The organism is Kitasatospora sp. NPDC048545, from assembly GCF_040651155.1.
Classification (GTDB): Bacteria; Actinomycetota; Actinomycetes; order Streptomycetales; family Streptomycetaceae; genus Kitasatospora.
Genome location: NZ_JBEZIQ010000007.1, coordinates 94,935 through 113,417, shown reverse-complemented (window position 1 = coordinate 113,417; position 18,483 = coordinate 94,935). Strand labels below are relative to the sequence as shown.

The 18,483-nt window shown below is 72.8% G+C and carries 19 protein-coding genes, 1 tRNA gene and 1 other RNA gene; 9 read left to right on the top strand and 12 right to left on the bottom strand.

What is annotated here, in order from left to right:
* Positions 1-2: 2 nt before the first annotated feature.
* The 7 genes from AB0D10_RS09685 to AB0D10_RS09655 form a co-directional block, all read right to left on the bottom strand.
* On the bottom strand, positions 3-407 hold the full coding sequence (locus tag AB0D10_RS09685) for a VOC family protein (RefSeq protein ID WP_360253717.1): 405 nt from the start codon (positions 405-407) through the stop codon (positions 3-5).
* Between the two features lie 112 nt (positions 408-519).
* Positions 520-1,752: a metallophosphoesterase gene (locus tag AB0D10_RS09680; protein WP_360253715.1), complete on the bottom strand. Its 1,233-nt coding sequence runs from the start codon at positions 1,750-1,752 to the stop codon at positions 520-522.
* A gap of 198 nt (positions 1,753-1,950) precedes the next feature.
* A complete protein-coding gene (locus AB0D10_RS09675; protein ID WP_360253713.1) occupies positions 1,951-2,880 on the bottom strand; it encodes an alpha/beta hydrolase in 930 nt (309 codons plus the stop codon).
* 161 nt (positions 2,881-3,041) lie between these two features.
* Positions 3,042-3,542, bottom strand: coding sequence for an N-acetyltransferase family protein (locus AB0D10_RS09670; protein WP_360253711.1), 501 nt, complete (start codon positions 3,540-3,542; stop codon positions 3,042-3,044).
* Positions 3,539-3,958, bottom strand: a complete 420-nt coding sequence (locus tag AB0D10_RS09665; RefSeq protein ID WP_360253709.1) for an arsenate reductase ArsC — start codon at positions 3,956-3,958, stop codon at positions 3,539-3,541. The genes AB0D10_RS09670 and AB0D10_RS09665 overlap by 4 nt, the downstream gene beginning before the upstream one ends.
* On the bottom strand, positions 3,955-4,746 hold the full coding sequence (locus tag AB0D10_RS09660; RefSeq protein ID WP_360253707.1) for an aquaporin: 792 nt from the start codon (positions 4,744-4,746) through the stop codon (positions 3,955-3,957). The genes AB0D10_RS09665 and AB0D10_RS09660 overlap by 4 nt, the downstream gene beginning before the upstream one ends.
* Complete coding sequence (locus tag AB0D10_RS09655; RefSeq protein ID WP_033347112.1) at positions 4,743-5,060, bottom strand: metalloregulator ArsR/SmtB family transcription factor; 318 nt, start codon at positions 5,058-5,060, stop codon at positions 4,743-4,745. The genes AB0D10_RS09660 and AB0D10_RS09655 overlap by 4 nt, the downstream gene beginning before the upstream one ends.
* 151 nt (positions 5,061-5,211) lie before the next feature.
* Here AB0D10_RS09655 and AB0D10_RS09650 point away from each other — a divergent pair, with 151 nt between their 5' ends.
* Positions 5,212-5,703 carry an ArsI/CadI family heavy metal resistance metalloenzyme gene (locus AB0D10_RS09650; RefSeq protein WP_360253705.1) on the top strand — a complete coding sequence of 164 codons (492 nt, stop codon included), beginning with the start codon at positions 5,212-5,214 and terminating at the stop codon, positions 5,701-5,703.
* A gap of 204 nt (positions 5,704-5,907) precedes the next feature.
* Complete coding sequence (locus AB0D10_RS09645; protein WP_360253703.1) at positions 5,908-6,369, top strand: SRPBCC family protein; 462 nt, start codon at positions 5,908-5,910, stop codon at positions 6,367-6,369.
* A gap of 376 nt (positions 6,370-6,745) precedes the next feature.
* Here the strand turns inward: AB0D10_RS09645 and AB0D10_RS09640 are convergent, their stop codons facing one another.
* Positions 6,746-9,178: a helicase C-terminal domain-containing protein gene (locus AB0D10_RS09640; protein ID WP_360253701.1), complete on the bottom strand. Its 2,433-nt coding sequence runs from the start codon at positions 9,176-9,178 to the stop codon at positions 6,746-6,748.
* Positions 9,179-9,680: 502 nt separating this feature from the next.
* On the bottom strand, positions 9,681-10,031 hold the full coding sequence (locus AB0D10_RS09635; protein ID WP_360253699.1) for a DoxX family protein: 351 nt from the start codon (positions 10,029-10,031) through the stop codon (positions 9,681-9,683).
* A 95-nt stretch (positions 10,032-10,126) separates the two neighbouring features.
* Here AB0D10_RS09635 and AB0D10_RS09630 point away from each other — a divergent pair, with 95 nt between their 5' ends.
* The 5 genes from AB0D10_RS09630 to AB0D10_RS09610 all read left to right on the top strand — a co-directional run bounded on the left by AB0D10_RS09630 (position 10,127) and on the right by AB0D10_RS09610 (position 13,668).
* The gene (locus tag AB0D10_RS09630; protein WP_360253697.1) at positions 10,127-10,558 is read left to right on the top strand and encodes a helix-turn-helix domain-containing protein; all 432 of its coding nucleotides are present in this window, start codon (positions 10,127-10,129) and stop codon (positions 10,556-10,558) included.
* A 529-nt stretch (positions 10,559-11,087) separates the two neighbouring features.
* A complete protein-coding gene (locus tag AB0D10_RS09625) occupies positions 11,088-12,293 on the top strand; it encodes a PP2C family protein-serine/threonine phosphatase (protein ID WP_360253695.1) in 1,206 nt (401 codons plus the stop codon).
* Between the two features lie 164 nt (positions 12,294-12,457).
* Positions 12,458-12,949 (top strand): DUF5994 family protein, encoded by a 492-nt coding sequence (locus AB0D10_RS09620; RefSeq protein ID WP_360253693.1) that lies wholly within the window; start codon positions 12,458-12,460, stop codon positions 12,947-12,949.
* Positions 12,950-13,003: 54 nt separating this feature from the next.
* Positions 13,004-13,252 (top strand): hypothetical protein, encoded by a 249-nt coding sequence (locus tag AB0D10_RS09615; RefSeq protein WP_360253691.1) that lies wholly within the window; start codon positions 13,004-13,006, stop codon positions 13,250-13,252.
* Positions 13,253-13,416: 164 nt separating this feature from the next.
* On the top strand, positions 13,417-13,668 hold the full coding sequence (locus tag AB0D10_RS09610) for a hypothetical protein (protein ID WP_360253689.1): 252 nt from the start codon (positions 13,417-13,419) through the stop codon (positions 13,666-13,668).
* 56 nt (positions 13,669-13,724) lie between these two features.
* On the opposite strand, the gene AB0D10_RS09605 is transcribed toward AB0D10_RS09610, so the two are convergent.
* The 3 genes from AB0D10_RS09605 to AB0D10_RS09595 all read right to left on the bottom strand — a co-directional run bounded on the left by AB0D10_RS09605 (position 13,725) and on the right by AB0D10_RS09595 (position 16,022).
* A complete protein-coding gene (locus AB0D10_RS09605; RefSeq protein ID WP_360253687.1) occupies positions 13,725-14,306 on the bottom strand; it encodes a DUF5994 family protein in 582 nt (193 codons plus the stop codon).
* A gap of 212 nt (positions 14,307-14,518) precedes the next feature.
* On the bottom strand, positions 14,519-15,787 hold the full coding sequence (locus AB0D10_RS09600; RefSeq protein WP_360253685.1) for a GNAT family N-acetyltransferase: 1,269 nt from the start codon (positions 15,785-15,787) through the stop codon (positions 14,519-14,521).
* Between the two features lie 150 nt (positions 15,788-15,937).
* Positions 15,938-16,022: transfer RNA gene (locus AB0D10_RS09595), tRNA-Ser, on the bottom strand.
* Between the two features lie 107 nt (positions 16,023-16,129).
* Here AB0D10_RS09595 and ffs point away from each other — a divergent pair.
* Together ffs and AB0D10_RS09585 are read left to right on the top strand one after the other, a co-directional pair.
* Positions 16,130-16,226, top strand: an RNA gene (gene ffs, locus AB0D10_RS09590) — signal recognition particle sRNA small type.
* A gap of 78 nt (positions 16,227-16,304) precedes the next feature.
* Positions 16,305-18,479 (top strand): DNA polymerase III subunit gamma and tau, encoded by a 2,175-nt coding sequence (locus tag AB0D10_RS09585; RefSeq protein WP_360253683.1) that lies wholly within the window; start codon positions 16,305-16,307, stop codon positions 18,477-18,479.
* Positions 18,480-18,483: the final 4 nt, after the last annotated feature.

The window sequence follows — 18,483 nt, the reverse complement described above, 5'->3', positions numbered from 1 at the left end:
GCTCAGGACAGCGGGGCGAGCAGGTCGACGCCGTTGCCGTCCGGGTCGTGCACCGTGGCGTAGCGCTGTCCCCAGAAGGCGTCCCACGGCTTCAGCTCCCCGTGATACCCGGCGCCGGTCAGCTCCTCGTACAGTGCGTCCACATGCGCGGGACTCCCGCAGCGGAAGGCCAGCGCGGTCCGCCCGCCACCGGTCGGCGGCTGCCAGGCCGGGTGGAACGAACGGATGGTGGACTCGGCGTCGAGCACCAGGAGCAGCCCGCCGGGCAACTGCGCCTCGACGTGCGGTTCCTGCTCGGCGCCCTCGGGGAACGCGATGCCGAGCCGCCGGTAGAAGGCGACCGAGGCGGCCACGTCGGAGACGGCGAGGCCGATGAAGGCGAGCTGCGGTACGGGTGTGCTGTTCATGCCCCCACGCTAGGCAGGGCGCCCTCACCGGGTCTTGAACGAATCGGACGCTGCTGCCCGGGATTCCCCGGCGTCCTCCGGCGTTTCCGTCCGTGGTGACGGCTCCGGTGTCCTACCCGGCGGCCGGTCCGGCGCCCGAGCGCAGCGTGAGCAGGGTGATCTCGCTCGGGGCGAAGACCCGGAAGGGCGGGCCCCAGAACCCGGTGCCCCGGCTGGTGTAGAGCTGGGTCCGCTCCCCGTGCCGGCTCAGGCCCCGTACGACCGGCTGATCGATCCGGACGAGGAAGTTGAACGGCCAGATCTGGCCGCCGTGGGTGTGCCCCGAAACCTGCAGGTCGATGCCGGCGGCGGCGGCCTGCGGGACGTACTTCGGCTGGTGGGCGACGAGCAGCACCGGATCCGCCGGGTCCGCCCCGGCGAGCGCGCCGGCCAGGTTCGCGCGGTGCCCGGCCAGTCCGGAGTGCTCCGCGGTCACGTCGTCCACGCCGGCGAGCACGAGGGTGTCCCCGCCGCGCTCCACCACGACGTGGCGGTTGTGCAGCGGCTCCCAGCCCAGTTCCGCCATGCGGTCCAGCCAGCCCTGGGCCTCCCCGCCGTACTCGTGGTTCCCCGTGACGTAGACCTTGGCCAGCCGCGAGCGGATCGTCCCGAGCGGCGCGGACTGCTCCCGGCGCTGGGTGGGGGTGCCGTCGGCGATGTCCCCGGCGTGGACCACGACGTCCGCGTCGAGCGCGTTGACCGCCTCCGCGACCCGCGCCGACCAGTGCGCCCGGTCGATCGGCCCGTAGTGGGTGTCGGCCAGCACCACGACCCGGGTTCCGTCCAGCCCGCCGCCCAGCCGCGGCACGTGGACGTCCAGCCGCCTCACCCGGGGCACGCGCATCGCCTCGTGGTGCCCCCAGCCCAGCAGCCCGGCCGAGACCGCGGCCACGACCACCGCCACGGTCCTGGCCCGGCCGGTGCCGCCGACGTCGAACCCGGCCAGCACCAGGTCCGCCACACCGCCCAGCACCGACCAGGTGAACAGCACCCAGATCACGCCGAGGCTGGTGTCCGCGATCCGGGCGGCCCGGTCGGAGCGCCGCGGCCCGTGGCCCGCGATCATCAGGAAGGGGAAGGAGACCATCCAGCCCGCGAGGACGACCGTGCCGGCGAGGAAGACCGGGAACGGCCAGCCTGCGCCACCGGCGAAGAGCGTCCACCACGGCGGGAAGCACAGGAGCAGGAGGACGAGGACGAGTACGGCCAGCCGCCGGAGCCCGGACCGCCGACGCCGCGCGCCCCCGCCCGCGGCCTCCGTACCCGGTGCGGCTGCCGCCGCCTCCCCGGGCGCGGTGCCGTCCATGACGCTCCCCGGCTCCCCGCCGGCCGGCCGGAGGTCCGACCCCGACCCGATGGATCCGCTGTCAGTCACTGCGCCGCCCCTCACGTCGTCCGCTGTCCCCCATCATCCGACGAAGGCCCCGACCGATCCGCGGTCGGGGCCTTCACGATCACACCGGGAGGTGTCCGCCAGCCCCGCCAGCCCCGCCAGCCCCGTCGGCTACGGGAGCGACGAGAGGAAGTCCGACAGCAGGGCGTACAGGACGTCGGGCCGGTCGAGGTGGACGTCGTGGCCGGTGCCCGGGACGGAAACCGCCGTCGTCCGCGCCGACGGACCGGCCGATTCGAGCATCCGCACGGACTCCGCAGGCGGGATGATGCCCTTCTCCCCGAAGACGAGCAGGACCGGACACCGGACCTCGCGCCACTGCGGCCACCAGTCGCGGACGGACACCCCGGCGACGGCCCGGGTCATCACCGACCGCTCGAAGCGCGGGTACCAGCCGTCCCCGCGCCGCTCCAGCCCGGCCGCCCAGACCTCACCGTTCAGGCCCTGCTCGGTGAGGAACGCCCGGGCCGCCGCCCGCGAGGGGAACGGGACCGGCCAGGAATCCAGCCACTCGCCGATCCCGTCCGCGGTCCCCGGGTCCCCCGCGGCCGCGCCGGACTCGACCAGCACGAGGCCTCGCACCAGCTCCGGGTGGGCGGCTGCGGTCAGCATCGCGGTGTGGCCGCCCAGCGACTGGCCCACCAGCACCGGGCGGTGCACACCGAGCTGCTCGCAGACCGCCCGCACGTCCGCGACGTACGCGGAGCGGGAGACGTCCGCCGGACGGCGCTCGCTCGCGCCGTGGCCGCGCTGGTCCACCGCGACCACGCGGTGCCGGGGGAGGAGGTGCGCCGCGGCCGCGTCCCACTCGCCGACGTGCCCGGCGAGGCCGTGCAGGAGGACGACCGGGACACCCGGGGGCGAACCGCCGTCGCCACCCCGGTCGCGGCAGCTCAGCCGCACGCCGTCCCGGACCACGATCCGCTCGGTCCGCTCGGTCCGCTCGGTCCACTCCGTCAGTCCGGCCTGCCCGGCCTGCCCGGCCTGCCCGGTCCGTTCGGCGGGGCCGGTCTGCGGTTCCTGTGGCGTCTGCTGAGGCATCCGCCGATCATCCGCCACCCCCCGCCCCGAGCGACGGAATTTCCGCCCGCCCGGGCCCGCCCCCGCGACGGCGTCGCTCGGCGCCTTCCCATTCTCACGAGCCCTGCCCGTCGGGTTCACACCCGTTCTGACCTGTGACGGAGTGAACGTCGGTGCCCTGGTCAGTCGACGCTGGGGCTGCGACGCTCAACGAGGGTGACGTCCCGCCAGTTGCCGTGGTGGCGGCCGATGCGTTCGCGGATACCGATGACGCGGAAGCCGACGCGGGCGTGGAGGGCCAGGCTGGCGGTGTTCTCGGGGAAGATGCCGGACTGGATGGTCCAGATCCCGGCGGCCTCGGTCGAGGCGATCAGGGCGTCGAGGAGCGCGGCTCCGACTCCTCGCCCGCGCGCGTCGGGGTGGACGTAGACGGAGTGCTCGACGACGCCCGCGTACGCGCACCGGTCGGAGACGGCGGTGACGGCAGCCCAGCCGAGGACCCGGTCGTCGGTGTCGAGGGCGACAAACCGGTGGTCAGGAAGCTTGGCGCCGTCGAAGGCGGCCCAGGTCGGGGCGGTGGTCTCGAAGGTGGCGTTGCCCTCGTCGATGCCGTGTCGGTAGATGGCCAGGATCTGGTCGGCGTGCTCGGGCACCATGGCGGCGACGCGCAAAGCCCCGCTCATTCGGCAGTCTCGACGCCGAGGTCCGCGAGCAGGCCGCGGACGCGCCGCTCGATCTCGTCGCGGATCGGGCGAACGGCATCGACGCCCTGGCCGGCCGGATCGTCGAGCTTCCAGTCCAGGTACTGCTTGCCCGGGAAGTACGGGCAGGCGTCGCCGCAGCCCATGGTGATCACGACGTCGGACGCGTGCACGGCCTCAGTGGTGAGCACCTTCGGTGTCTCCGCGGAGATGTCGATACCGACCTCGGCCAAGGCCTCGACCACCGCCGGGTTCACGCCGTCGGCTGGGGCGGAGCCAGCCGAGCGCACCTCGACCCGGTCGCCGCCGAGGCGGCTGAGGAAGGCGGCGGCCATCTGGGAACGGCCGGCGTTGTGCACACAGACGAACAGCACGGACGGGACGGCGGGCGTGCTCATGAAATGGGGTCCTTCGGTCGTCGGAGCGGGAAGCGGCGGCCTTGGCGGGAGGCTTGGGCCGGGTGGTGGTCGCCGTGCGGGACGACGACGTCCTCGGCGGCGGGCGCCGGTCGGCCGAACAGCACGGCGACCAGCGTGATGCCCACGATCAAGCCGACGAGTTGGGCAGCGATGAACGGCAGGACGGAGGCTGGGGCGATGCCGGCGAAGGTGTCGGTGAATGCGCGGCCGATCGTCACGGCGGGGTTGGCGAAGCTGGTCGAGGACGTGAACCAGTAGGCGGCGCCGATGAAGGAGGCGACCGCAGCCGGAGCAAGGTGCGCGCGGCCGATGCGGGCCAGGCCGAAGATCAGCAGGATCAGGCCGGCGGTCGCGACGACCTCGCCCAGCCACAGATGAGGCGCCCAGCGGTCATGCGTCGACCAGCGTACGAGCGGTTCGGCGAACATCGCGTCCGCGAGCACCGCGCCGCCGATCGCGCCGGCGGCCTGGGCCGGAACGTAGGCCGCGACCTCCTTCAGCGCGGGCCCGTCCCCGTCGCGGCGGCCGGTCCACCAGGCGGCCAGGGTCACGGCCGGGTTGAAATGGGCGCCGGAGACCGGGCCCAGCAGCAGGATCAGCACGCCGAGGCCGAACACGGTCGCGAGCGAGTCGGCCAGCAACTGGACGCCGACGTCCTGCGACAGCTTGGTGGCCTGGATGCCGGAGCCGACCACGACGGTGACCAGCGCTCCGGTCCCGACGAACTCGACGGCTGCCCGGCGGCTCAGCGGAGCCATCTCGGTCATCTGGACCCTCCTGCGGCGGCCGGGGCCTGGAGCAGGGCGGACAGCTTGGCCAGGGCGGCGGGCAGCACCCAGTAGTAGACCCAGGTCCCGCGCCGCTCGGAGCCGACCAGGCCAGCCTCGCGCAGCACCTTCAGGTGGTGGGAGATGGTCGGCTGGGAGACGTCGAACGGCCCCGTCAGGTCGCAGACGCACGCCTCCCCGCCCTCGTGCGAGGCGATCAGCGACAGCAGCCGAAGCCGCACCGGGTCCGACAGGGCCTTGAACATCTTCGCCAGGTCGACGGCGGCCTCTTCGCCCAGCGGCTCGCGGACCATCGGCGAGCAGCACACGACCGCCGCCTCGTCCTGGCCGAGCACCTTCAGATCCAGATTCGACATGTGTCTATATTGACGCCCATCTAATCCAGTGGCAAGCTCGCCTGTATCGACACCTGTCGAAACAAGACCCGGATCGGGGAGGACAGCCATGTCCCGCGTTCAGCTCGCCCTGCGCGTCGCCGACCTCGAAGGCTCCGTCGCCTTCTACTCCAAGCTCTTCGGCGCCGAGCCCGCCAAGCGTCGCCCCGGCTACGCGAACTTCGCCATCGCTGAGCCGCCGCTCAAGCTCGTCCTGATCGAGGGCGAGGCGGGCGAGGACACTCGCCTCGACCACCTCGGCGTCGAAGTCGAGAGCGCCGAGCAGGTCACCGCCGCCACCACCCGCCTCAAGGGCGCCGGCCTGGCCGCCTCCGAGGAGAACGACACCGCCTGCTGCTACGCGCTCCAGGACAAGGTCTGGGTCACCGGCCCTGGCAGGGAGCCCTGGGAGGTCTACGTGGTCAAGGCCGACGCCGACACCCTCGGCAGGAGTGCGGACGGCGCGCCGGGCGTCTGCTGTGCCACCGATGCGCGGCTTCCCGACCCCGCCCGGAGCCCGGCCGAGGTCGGGGTCGCCGCAGATCGTGCCTGCGGGAGCTGATCCGCGCAGCGGCTCGGGCTCGGGGCCGGGCAGGCGGAGAACCCACGTCCGAGCGAGACCATCGAGGCTTGGGTGGCGGGCGAGTGTCCGTCACCAGGGCCCGAAACCGCGACTGTGGCGGAGCCGGCGGGATGGTGCGATCATCCACCGATCGTTCCCGGTCCACGACGACGGCCGGCCCCGGGCCGGACAGGGGAGTTGGACGTGCCCAGCACCGAACTGAGCCACAGCGACGACATCGCGGCGACGCCCGCCGCTGTGCTTGCCCATCTGGCGGACCCCGAGAACTACGTCGGGCTCTCGCCGCTGCTCGTGGACGTGCGGGACGTGCGGTGCGAAGGTGGGGTCACGCACTACGTGGCCGTCGAGCGCTTCCGGTTCCTCGGACTGGTCCGGCACGACAACGTCATCCAGGTCAGCCTGCGCACCGAGGACGCCCGGCTGCCGGATGAGGCGACGGTCAGCGGCGAGGTGGTCAGTCCTGGCGGTGTGCGGATGGACTACCGCTTCGTCGTCACCGCTCTGGGCGACGGCGGCTCCCTGGTGGTCGATCGACTCCGGCTGCACGCGCCGTTCGGCCTGCTTCGCTATGCGGCTGGGAAGGCCGGAGCAGTGCAGGCCGAGCGCGGCCGAGTGTTGGCCCGACGGCTGGGCCGCGACACCTGAGGCCGGTGGGCCTACGGGCGTCGCCGAGCGGGTGGGTGGTCTCATCCGGCGGGTGGCCAAGGGCGTCGAGGAAGACGGCCCGACAGCGGACTGAAGGGCCCGTTGAGACTACGAGCAACGACGGCCCCGACCGCGATGTGGTCAGGGCGTCGCTTGCCCTGGCGGGCGGAGGCGGAGGACATGAGATTCGAACTCGTGAGGGATGCTCCCAACACGCTCTCCGATTCTCACGAAGGGTGTCCGCCGGCGTTCGAGCCCGTTCTGAGCCCGTTCTGAGCCCGTTCTGAGCTGCGCTGGAGTGGGTTGTGTCGCTGGTCTTCGAACCCTGTCGGACCGGGGTGAACGAGACCGGAACCGAGACCGGTGGCCCTCGGGCCTACGCGGGCATCACGCCGTGGATGCGGGAGATGGTGAACACGCGTTCGTCGTCCCGCAGATGGCACCAGGCGTGGAGGTAGGGCGCGTCCAGCTCGAGTCGGCTGAGGGTGCGGACGGTCGCGCTGCCCGAGGTGGCGACGTACTCGATCGTGATCGTCCGGCCTTCGTTGACGGCGTGGGCCAGCTGGCGGACGTCGGTGAAGGACAGGTTGCGCGCGTGCCCGGCGATGATCTCCTCGGTGTCGCTGTCGTAGGGGCGTCCGTCCCAGGGATCGGGCTCCGGGACGTCCTGCGGGGCAGTCAGCAGTCGGGCGGCGAGGGAGCTCAGGTCGACGGCCGTCCGGGCGTCGGCTGCACGGGCCTCCGTCTGCCGCGGCCGGGCCGGGCCGCCGGGCAGGCGCGGGGCCGGGACCGGGCTCGCCACGCGGGGACGCTGGGCGCGCTCGATGCGGACGGACCCGTCGGGCGCCTCGGCGACAGGGGCGTAGCCCGCGGACCGCAGTGCCGCGAGCGTCCTGTCCGGCGGGGTCCGGCTGATCAGCACCGTCGGTGCCAGTTGCCGCAGGCCGAGCTTGGTGAGCTTGCGGTGGGCGGCCAGTTCGGTCAGGAGGGCGGGCTCCTCACCGTGGATCACGCAGGCCGCGGAGACGACGCGCACCCGGCCGTGGCTGCGCGCGGCGTCGTGGATCAGGTACGAGAGCGGCTGGGGGAGCGGTTCGACGGCGACAGCGGCCAGGTCGGCCGTGATGACATCGGGGGTGAGGCCCGCGTCGAGGGCACAGCGGACGCTTCCCGGGCTGAACCGCCAGACGGACGCGGCACCGGCGGCCTCCCGTTCGGCGACGGAATCCAGCAGCGTGACCAGGGCCGCCGACGGCGTGCCGGCGACCACGGCTGTGAGATCGCTGCCGAACCGGGCGGTCCCGCTGGCGGCGGGCAGCAGACGCCGACAGGCGTCCACCAGCGCTTGGGCGTCATCGGCGAACAGGGCGGCCCCGATCGGGGACAGGGCTCCGAGGGCGAGTGCACCGAGTACTTCCGCCTCCTGGATCAGGGTGGCGAACGGTGTGGCGTCCTGGGCGAGTTCGTCGACCAGCGGACGGTGCCACACAATCGACATCCCCAGGTCGGCGAGGTCCGCCGCGCCTTCGCCCGCCGGGAGCTGCGCCGCCACCGCGAGCAGACCGTGCCGGGCCTGGACGCAGCCTCCGCAGGGCGGTGCCCCGGTGAGGGCCGGCAGCGCCTTCCCGTCCTCGTCGCGGCTTCCGCCGGGGGTCAGCGCCAGTGTCCACCACGACCGGAGCAGCACGGCGAGTTGGTCGGCCGGCTCCTCTTCGGCCCAGGTGTCATAGGCGGCGGTCGCCGCGACCCGCTCGCCGTCCCGGGCCAGCAGTCCGGCCGCGCTCGCCGCCTCCAGCACGAGGCGCACCACGATCTCGTCGCACTGTGCCGCCTTGCCGGTCCGGGACAGTTCGCGGGAGCCGATCCCGCCGGCCTTCAGCCGAGCCGGGGGAGTGGCGGCGCACACCCTGAGGACGGAGGCGGCATGGGCGGCGAACGCCATCGCGGCCGCTGCTGCCTCCCGCTCGACGTCCGAAGCGGTGACGGACACCGATCGCAGGACGGGCGGGACTGGCGTGAACGGAGCGTGCCAGTCGGGGCCGCGCAGCGCGAGCGCCACCTCTGCGGGCATGCGGGCCGGACCGTGCCGGTCCTGGATCAGCAGCCCGCGTTCCAGCGCCCATCGTTCGCCCGGCCCGGAGTCGGACGACGGCGCTCCGAACAGGATGAAGCGTGATCGCTCCGGCGCCCGAATCGCCTGCCGCTCAAGGAGCTTCCGGGCGGCGGCGGGAGCCTTGGCCACCAGCGCGGCGACCCGGTCCGGATCGCTGTGATGATCGATCAGCGCCGCCAGCCGGTTCTGTTTGTTGTTGCTGGTCGGCTTGATGCCGAGGGCCGCCAGCATGCGGCCCAGTTCGTCGGAGGCGGTGTTCGCCAGGAGCTGCGCCAGCGACGCGTCCAATCCCAGTGGCGAGTCCCATGCCTGTCGCAGCGGTGCCGCCATGCGCAGCAGCCCGTTGCCGTCCGGCCACACCAGAGCGCGATCGGCCAGCGCCTCCAGAACCGCGTCCAGGTCGTGAGTGCGCCCCCCGTCCGCCGCGCCCAGGAGACCGGCCAGGACGTCCCGCGAGGTCGGCGTGAGCGCGGCGAGCGCCTCCGCCACCTGCAGGTACGGCAGCACGAGCCGGGGCAGTGCCAGCGCCACCGACGCCGGACGCTGAAGGCGGTCCGCCAGTTCACCGATCGACCGCGGCTCCGGGGCCGACACCGCATCCGGGCGCGCCGCCAGGACTCGTTCCAACTCGGGTGCGCCGAGACCGCGCAGCCACGTGGCCAGAGTCGATCCGCTCTTCTTGCTGATGGGGAACACCTCGCCGGGTAAGGAGCCGTCCTGTCCCGGCGTCGGCCGGGCAACTCAAGAATGGCGCACCACGTGGAGGACGTGGATCGCTTCCGGCTCCGGCGCCGGCTCCGGCCGGCCAGCCGGAGCCACGAAACGCAGAAGGCCCCGACCGGTGAACCGGTCGGGGCCTTCGTTCGCCCGGGCGGGCGGAGGCGGAGGATACGAGATTCGAACTCGTGAGGGATTGCTCCCAACACGCTTTCCCATTCTCCTCGGTGCCGTCCGCCGGGATCCGTGCCGGTTCCGACCTGCGGTGGAGCGGGTGGCCCGTCGGCGACTGAACTTGGCTGGACGGGGGTGAACGAGACCAGAACCGAGACCACGGCCAGCGGCTCGGGCGGCCGGTTCCGGGCCTGTTACCACTGGCCTACCGTCACGCCCACGACGCACCGGAGCTGATGGTGGCCCCGGTGACCACCCGGCCGAGCACCGGACAGCCGTGTCGGACCGGCCCGGCGCTCTCGGCGAATCAGAGGGTGGCGGCGCGCAGTGCGATCAGGGCGATGGAGGCCATGGTGAGGACCAGCGCCGGAGGCGCGCCCTTGCGGTCGCCGACTCGCAGGTGGGAGGCGACCGCCCCGGCGAAATAGAGCGTCAGGCCGATCGCGGCGGCGATTCCGACGGATCCCCACCAGAGTCCGGCGATCGCACCGGCCGCGCCCGCGATCTGAGCGCCGATCAGGAAAGCCATCATGCCCTGCGGCACTCCGAGGGTGGACATCTGCTCGGTGATGTGCCGCGTCCGCAGGGACTTGGCCCCGGCCGATACCAGGAGAACGGCCGACATGAACACAGTGACGACGGCAAGGGAGACGAACACGGCTGAAACCTCAATCGTGCGAGATACGAGCAAGGGACGTGCGCACCTCGACGACGATAGGCGGCCGATAGGTACCTCCAGGTAACCTTCGGGGCATGAGCCAGCGACCCGGAATCGCCTTCCTCGCCGACTGCCCCGCTCTCCTGGCCATGGAGATCATCGCCAGCAAGTGGTCCATGGTCACGCTCTTCGCGCTGACCGACGGCCCGTTGCGCCACGGCGAGCTGGTCGAGCTGAGCGGCGGCATCTCACGCAAGGTACTGACTCAGACGCTGCGCCGGCTCCAGGCCAACGGGCTCGTCGAGCGGCACGCGTATGCCGAGGCGCCGCCGCGGGTGGAATACGGCCTGACCGATCTGGGACGAACCCTGGAGGAGCCCATCAGGTTGCTCACCGCCTGGGCGCGGGAGAACGGCGAGGCGGTCGTCGCCTTCCGGGAAGCAGCCGACGCGGCCACAACCACCGAGGCGGACCAGGCGACCCCGGTGAAGATCCGTCCTGTCGACGAGAACCTGAACCGTTTCTGATCAGCAGGTTGCGAAGGGGCTTCGCGGCGGGATCGTTCGGTCCGGCCGCGTCGGTCCCGTCACGACAGCGCCGGAACGGAGAGCTGGTTCGCCCTGTTCCCGGCCGGGACCACCGGCCCGTCCCAGCAGACGACAAAGGACCGGACCGCTGATGCAGTCCGGGCCTTCGGCCGGCGGAGGATACGAGATTCGAACTCGTGAGGAATTGCTCCCAACACGCTTTCCAAATGTTCGCCCGGTGGTCCGGGAGCGTCCGCAGGCATCCTGACCTGCGCCGGAGCGTCCCGCCGGCCGGTGACTGCACGGTGCTGGACAGGGGTGGATGCAACCAGAACTGCAACCACGGTGGGGCTTTGCTCCGCCCGACCCGGCGGGCGTACCGGCGGGCGTACCGGCGGGCGACCGGGGGCGCGATGCACTGCTGTCGGGCGTAATGGAAGGACCCGCCCCGGCGAACTGCACCGGGGGTTCGGGGTCGATCGAGCCGGTGCCGAGTGCTGTGACCGGAGGAGGACGGCGGTGAGCGAGGATGCGCGGTGAGCGGTCGTCCGGCGCAGCCGGGCCGGACCGGTCGGAGGGGCGCGGCGAGTGTCTGCTGGGCGTGCTGCTCGATCGGGCCCACGAGCTGCAGCCCCAGCTGATCGCCCCGCTGGTCGCCGACGTGGTGCGCGGGCTCGGCGGTCGTGACTCGGCGCTCCTGCTGCAGGACTACGGCCAGCTGGTGCTGGTGCCGCTGCCGGAGCGGGGGCCGGCGGCCGGGGAGCCGGTGCCGATCGACGGCTCCCCCGCGGGTGCGGCCTTCCTGCACGGTGCCCTTGTCGAGGAGCCGCAGGCCGACGGGGTGCGGGTGTACCTGCCGTTGCTGGACGGCGGCGACGAGGTGGGGGTTCTGGCCCTCACGCTGGATGCCGTCGTCGACGACGACCGGCCGCTGCTGCGGCGCCTCGCCACCCTGGTCGCCGATCTGCTGATCACCAAGAGCGGCTACACCGACCGGATCTTCCAGGCCCGGCGCCTCGAACCGATGAGCGTGGCGGCCGAGATCCAGTGGTCGTTGTTGCCGCCGTTGTCGATGACCGTCCAGCGGGTCGCCGTGGCCGGCATCCTCGAACCCGCCTACCAGGTGGCCGGTGACAGCTTCGACTACGCGCTCAATGACGACCTCCTGCACGTGGCCACGATCGACGCCATGGGCCACGGGCTCGACGCCGCGACCATGGCGACCGTCGCCATCGGCGCGTACCGGCACGCCCGGCGCGCCGACATCGGGCTGGCCGAGATCTACGCGTTCATGGACCGGGCCATCGCCGAACAGTTCGGTCCGGACCACTTCGTCACCGCGCAGATGATGCGCCTGGACACCCTGACCGGCCACCTGCAGTGGGTCAACGCCGGCCATCCTCAGCCGCTGCTGATCCGCGACCACGTCGTCATCGAGCGGCTTGAGAGCGAGACGACCCTGCCGGTCGGTTTCGGCGGCGAGGAGCCGGTGATCAGCGAGCGGGTGCTGCGGCACGGGGACCAGGTCCTGTGCTTCACCGACGGCCTGGTCGAGGAGCGCGAGCCCGGCGGGGAGCAGTTCGGGGAGGAGCAGCTCATCGACTGGGTCAACCGGGTCGAGCGCTCGCAGGCCGGAGTGCGGGCCGTGGTGCGGGCGCTCTCCAACGTCCTGAAGGAGAAGCGGGGCGGGCGCACGAGCGACGACGCGACCCTGTTCCTGATCGAATGGCGCTGAGAGGGCCGGCACCCCCGCGCCGACTCTCCTTTCCGGTCGGCAGGCCGGATCGGCGAGGTGTGGGCGGAGTACCGTGGGGATATCGGGGCGGCCCAGCTGCCGCTCCCCGACGGTCGGCCCTCGTTCGGTGGGGCTGGTGTGTGTCCACGGACAGGTGGCGAGCCATGTCGGACGAAACCGGTGCTGCGCTCCCGGGACTTCTGCCGGACCGGTTCCGGCAGGCCGCGAAGCCGGGGACGGTCCTGTTGCGCCTGGAGACCACACAGTCTCGCGAGGGTGTGCTCGACGGCGCGTGGTGGCCGCGTTCGCGGGACGTGGAAGCCGAACTGCCGGGTCTGGTCAGGGCGTTGACGGAACACCTCGGCCCCGTGGTGAGCGTCGGGCTGGACACCGAAGCCTGGGACGACGTGCCGGCCCGGCTGGTCGTCGACGGCCGGTCGGTGCACATCGACCGGTACCCGGTCGGTGACGACACGGTGATCGTCACGCGGGGCGACCGCGATCACTTCAGTCTGCTCGTCGTCCCCCCGCGGGCGAGCCGGGAGGCGGCCCTGGCCGCGATGGCACGTGCGGTCGAGGCCGACGGAAGCGACTCGGCACGGCAGATCCTCGTCGCCACCGGCATCGACTCCGAGGCACCGGGCGAAGCGTCCTGAGGGACGGCCTCGTGGCCGGGCTCCTCGGGCAGACAGGAAAGGCGGGACGGAGAGATGTCCGTCTACGTGAAACTCTCGGCCGACGCCCGGGCGCCGGCGGAGCCCTCGAAGGGGCCGCTGGACCTGCAGTACGAGGACGGCACGGACGACGGCGTCACCTTCGAGTACGACCTGCACGCCAGCGGCGCGCTGCGCATCCTGCGGGTCTTCGAGGACACGCCGCACCGGATCGAGGCGTGCTTCAGCCCCGGGGCATGGCTCCAGGTCGCGGGCACCTACCTGCGAAGCGGCTCCGAGTACTGAAGCGGCTCCGAGTACTGACGACGATCCGTCCCGGGGGAACCGCAGGCCCCCGGCGGCGGTTGCCCGGCTGCTCTGCGGTGGCCGGGCGGATCACCGGTCGCTGTCGATCGGCCCCGCCCATACAGTCGTGTCCGGGGGCGGGATCGTCGGCACGGGAGGCCAGGATGCGGCACTACCGATGGGTTCTGGAGACACAGGACGACGACGGCCAGTGGTCCCGGCGGGACGGGGCGCCCCCACAGGACCCGCTGGAGTACGACGGGCCGCCCCAGCAGGCGGCCAACCACCTGCGGGAGGTGTTCGTACGCACGCTCTCCCGGCCCGTGCCCGGACCCCGGGCGATCAGGATCCTTCTCTGGGACGGGGCCGACATCGCCGGCCGGCCCCTGGCCGAGGCCGAATGGTCACGCGAGTGATGCACCCGGCCCGCTGCCGTAGGGCCTGTCCGGCGGACGGCTCCCGTTCCGCCGGGCTACGCGGGTACCGGCCAGGAGGCGGCCCGGCTGCGGGCGACCTCCGCCCGCCTGCCCGCCTCACCGTCGCCCTCGGAGGGGGCGACGGCCGACGGCAGGAAGGCGGAACGGGGTCCCCGCCCCGGTGAGCCGCCGCCGCCCGTCTCCACGGCGAGTAGACCGCTCGCGGCCGTGGTGTTCGCGGGACTGGCGGCTTCGGCCATCAGCCGGGCGGCACCGACGGCATCCGTCTCCGGCGGGACGACCAGCAGGTTCAGCCGGCGCGGGGCGTACGAGAACACCGCGATCGTGTGCTCGTCCTGCTCGGTGGTGAACCAGCCCGCGTGCACGGTGTGCCCGGTGACCGGGATGCGCGGGGGGATGACGGGCCACTGCGCGGGATTCACGGTGATCCGGGTGACCCGGCCCCACCGCTCGTCGATGTCGGCGGCCAGGGCGGGGAGTTCGAGGAGAAGATCACGCGAGCGGGGCCACCAGGCTCCGTCCAGACGGCCGGGCCGCACGCCACTGGGCGTGAGGGAGAGCCGTGCGGTGGAATCCGGGGCGGCGGGCGTCGTCGCACGATCGAGCATCGTGGTCATGATCAAGAAACCTGTCCCCGGGCCCGTCCACGAGGCCGGGTCCGGCGTTGCCGTTCGCCGGAGACGACGCCAGTATCCGGTGCCGGCATGCGAAGTGCCTTCGGTGATCTCCAGGTTACTCTCGCTCCGGCCCGGGCCCGGCACGGTCGCGGCGATGAGAATTCCGCCGGGCACCTCCGGACGGACACGGCGCAACGGGTGAGGGCGGCCGCTCAGACCCGCCCGTAGCGGACCGCCTGGTCGGCGAACTCCCGGGCCATCTCCTCGGAAACGGTCGGACGGGTGCGGTGGATGGCGTCCAGGTAGTCCTGGGTGCCGGGTTGGGTTCGTTCCCCCGTGTCGAGGGTCTGCTCGAAGGTGATCTGGGCGACCGCCATGGCGACCTGCCTGATGTCGGCGGGAGTGAAGCCCTCGCTGGCTTCGGCGAGCACCGCCGTGTCGGCGGCGGTACCCGTCCTCGCCGTGTAGCCGGCCCACAGCGCGTCGCGGGCTGCCGAGTCCGGTGGCCCGACCGGCAGGACGTAGTCGAAGCGGCCGTGCCGCAGGAAGGCCGGGTCCAGGGCGGCCACCGAGTTGGTGGCGCAGACGAGGAGCCGTCCGTCGCGGTCACGGAACCGCACGATCGACTTGAGGAGTTCGTTGACCACGCCGACCGCCGCCGGGGCGGCGAGGCTGCGCGTACCGGCGACCTCCTCGACCTCGTCGATGAAGAGCAGCACGTGGTCGAGTTGTGCCACCTCTTCGAAGCGGCGGCCGAGTCCGCTGGCCAGCCCGTCCTCGGACGCGATCCGGGAGGGGAAGAGCTCGATGAACGGCCAGCCGAGCCGGCCGGCCACGGCCTTGGCGAACGTGCTCTTGCCCGTGCCCGGCGGACCGAACAGCACGACCGCGCGAGGAGGTTCCACTCCGTGGGCGTCCGCCGGCTCGGGGTTCGCCAGGGGCAGCACCAGCCGCCGCTCGATCAGCCGCTTCTCGTCGGCCATGCCCGTGAGCCGCTCCCACAGGCGGGCTTCGGGCATGACCGCGCCCAGCATCGCCAGGACCGTCGGGCCCTGGGTGCTGACGACCTCCGACTTCTCGAAGTACGTGAGCCCGCGGTGGGGGTGGAATCCGGAGTTGACCAGTGCGGTGGCGCCGGTCTCCTCATCGGGCAGCACCGCTGCGACGATTCGGGCACCGGCGTCCCGCAGACGGTGCTCCAGCGCGGACAGCAGGGCGGTGCCGATGCCCGGATTCCGCCAGCCGGGGTGCAGGGCGATGCGCAGCACCCATGCCCGGTCCCCGTCCACCCGGCCCACCGCCGCGCCCACGAGACGCCCGTCGGCCACCACGACGACGCTCGGATCACGTGCCTGCAACGCGGCGACCACGTCGGAGAGGCGGAAGACGGCGGCCCGGTCCGTGGTGGCGCTCTCCGCGTCGAGCCGGACCACCGCTTCGAGGTCGTCCGGTGTGAAGTCCCGGACATGCCATACAGCCATACGCCGCCCTCGAACGTCGCGGGCCCCCGGATCTCCATCATCGGTCGGCCCCGGTACGGCCGCCTGCCCGGACGACCGCGGACCGGAGAACGACGAAGGCCCCGACCGGTGAACCGGTCGGGGCCTTCGTGCTGCCATGGCTGGCAGAGGCGGAGGATACGAGATTCGAACTCGTGAGGGATTGCTCCCAACACGCTTTCCAAGCGTGCGCCCTAGGCCTCTAGGCGAATCCTCCGTGGGAGAGCTTAGTACATGTTTCGGGGTGGTCGCGACCACCTATCCCGCAGGCCGGGGGTCGGGGTGGCCTGTGGATCGTCGGGGCCGGGATCCGGTAGTGTGGGGGTCAGCCCCTCGTGTGGCGTCATCTCTCTGAACCCCCCCAGGGCCGGAAGGCAGCAAGGGTAAGAGGGCTCTGGCGGGTGCACGAGGGGTCTTTGCGTTCCCCGGGGGCGCTTGTGCGGGCGTGGGGGAGTGAGGGGCGACGCGTTTGTCGGCCCGTCCCGATATCGTCGGTGGTGTGTCCCTAGCCCTGTACCGCCGCTACCGCCCCGAGACCTTCGCGGAGGTCATCGGGCAGGAGCACGTGACCGCTCCGCTCCAGCAGGCCCTGCGCAACAACCGGGTCAATCACGCGTACCTGTTCAGCGGGCCGCGCGGCTGTGGCAAGACGACGAGCGCGCGCATCCTGGCCCGCTGCCTGAACTGCGAGCAGGGGCCGACGCCCACGCCCTGCGGGGAGTGCCAGTCCTGCCGTGACCTGGCGACCGGCGGGCCCGGCTCGATCGACGTGATCGAGATCGACGCCGCCTCGCACGGTGGTGTGGACGACGCGCGCGAGCTACGCGAGCGGGCCTTCTTCGCGCCGGTGCACAGCCGGTACAAGATCTTCATCCTGGACGAGGCGCACATGGTGACCTCGGCCGGCTTCAACGCGCTGCTCAAGGTGGTGGAGGAGCCGCCGGAGCACCTCAAGTTCATCTTCGCGACCACCGAGCCGGAGAAGGTGATCGGGACGATCCGGTCCCGGACGCACCACTACCCGTTCCGGCTGGTCCCGCCCGGCACGCTGCGCGACTACCTGGCGGACGTCTGCGGCCGCGAGGCCATCCAGGTCGAGGACCCGGTGTTCCCGCTGGTGGTCCGGGCCGGGGCGGGCTCGGTGCGTGACTCGATGTCGGTCATGGACCAGCTGCTGGCGGGCGCCGGCGAGGGCGGCGTGACCTACCAGATGGCGACCTCGCTGCTCGGGTACACCGACTCCGCGCTGCTGGACGAGGTGGTGGACGCCTTCGCCGCGCACGACGGGGCGACGGTGTTCCAGGTGATCGACCGGGTGGTCGAGGGCGGGCACGACCCGCGCCGCTTCGTCGCCGACCTGCTGGAGCGGCTGCGCGACCTGGTGATCCTGGCCACCGTGCCGGACGCCGGGGAGAAGGGGCTGATCGATGCCCCGGCGGACCGGATCGCGGTGATGCAGGCGCAGGCGGACGCGTTCGGCGCGGCCGAGCTGAGCCGGGCCGCGGACATCGTCAACACCGGGCTGACCGAGATGCGCGGCAACGCCGCGCCCCGGCTGCAGCTGGAGCTGATCTGTGCCCGGGTGATGCTGCCCGGCGCGTACAGCGACGAGTTGTCGCTGCAGGCGCGCCTGGACAAGCTGGAGCGGCGGGCGGCGGCGGGCGGGTTCGCCACGCCGGCGATGGTGCCGGGAACGGTGCCGGGGACGGCCCCCATGGGCGTTCCGGCGGCCGGGCCGGTGTCGGTGGCCGAGCCCGTTGCCGCGCCGCCCGTGGCCGCGCCGGCACCGGAGGCGCAGGCCGCGCCGGTGCAGGCCGCGCCCATGCAGGCCCCGCCGCCTCCGGCCGCGCCCGCCGGGCCGGCGCCGGGTGCCTGGCCGATCCCACGCAGCTTCCCGCCCGCCGGTGGCGGCGCGCCCGCCCCGGCCGCCGCCGCGCCTGCCGCGCCGCAGCCCCAGGCTGCTCCGGTCCAGGCCCCGGCCCCGGTGCCCGCGCCCGCCCCGGCTCCTGCGGCCGCCCCCGCGGCGGCCGCCGCCGGTGGGCAGCCGTCGGCCTCCGCGCAGCAGGGCGCCGCACAGGTCCGGCAGCTGTGGCCGCAGATCCTGGAGGCCGTGAAGAACCGCCGCCGCTTCACCTGGATCCTGCTCAGCCAGAACGGTCAGGTGGCCGGGTTCGACGGCAGCGTGCTGCAGGTGTCGTTCATCAATGCCGGCGCCCGGGACAGCTTCGTCGGCAGCAACAGCGACGACGTGCTGCGTGCCGCGTTGGCCGACGCGCTGGGCGTGGACTGGCGCATCGAGTGCATCGTCGACCCGTCCGGTGGTGTCGGGGCCGCCTCCGGTGGCGCTGCCGCCGGTGGTGCCCCGGGCGGCGGGGGCTGGGGTGCCCCGGCCCGTCCGGCCACCGCCCCGCCGGCCGTGGCGGCGCCCGCTCCGGCTCCTGTTCCCGTGATGGCACCCCAGCCGGTGCAGGCCGCGCCCGTGCAGGCCGCGCCGGTGCAGGCCCCGCCGCCCGCCGCGGCGCCGGCCCGTCCGGTGCGGTCGGTGGCCCCGGAGGACGACATCCCGGAGGAGGACGACCCGGACCTCAACGAGGAGGCGTTCTCCGGCCAGGAGCTGATCATCCGCGAGCTGGGTGCGACGGTGCTGGAGGAGATCCACCACCGGGGCAACTGAGTCA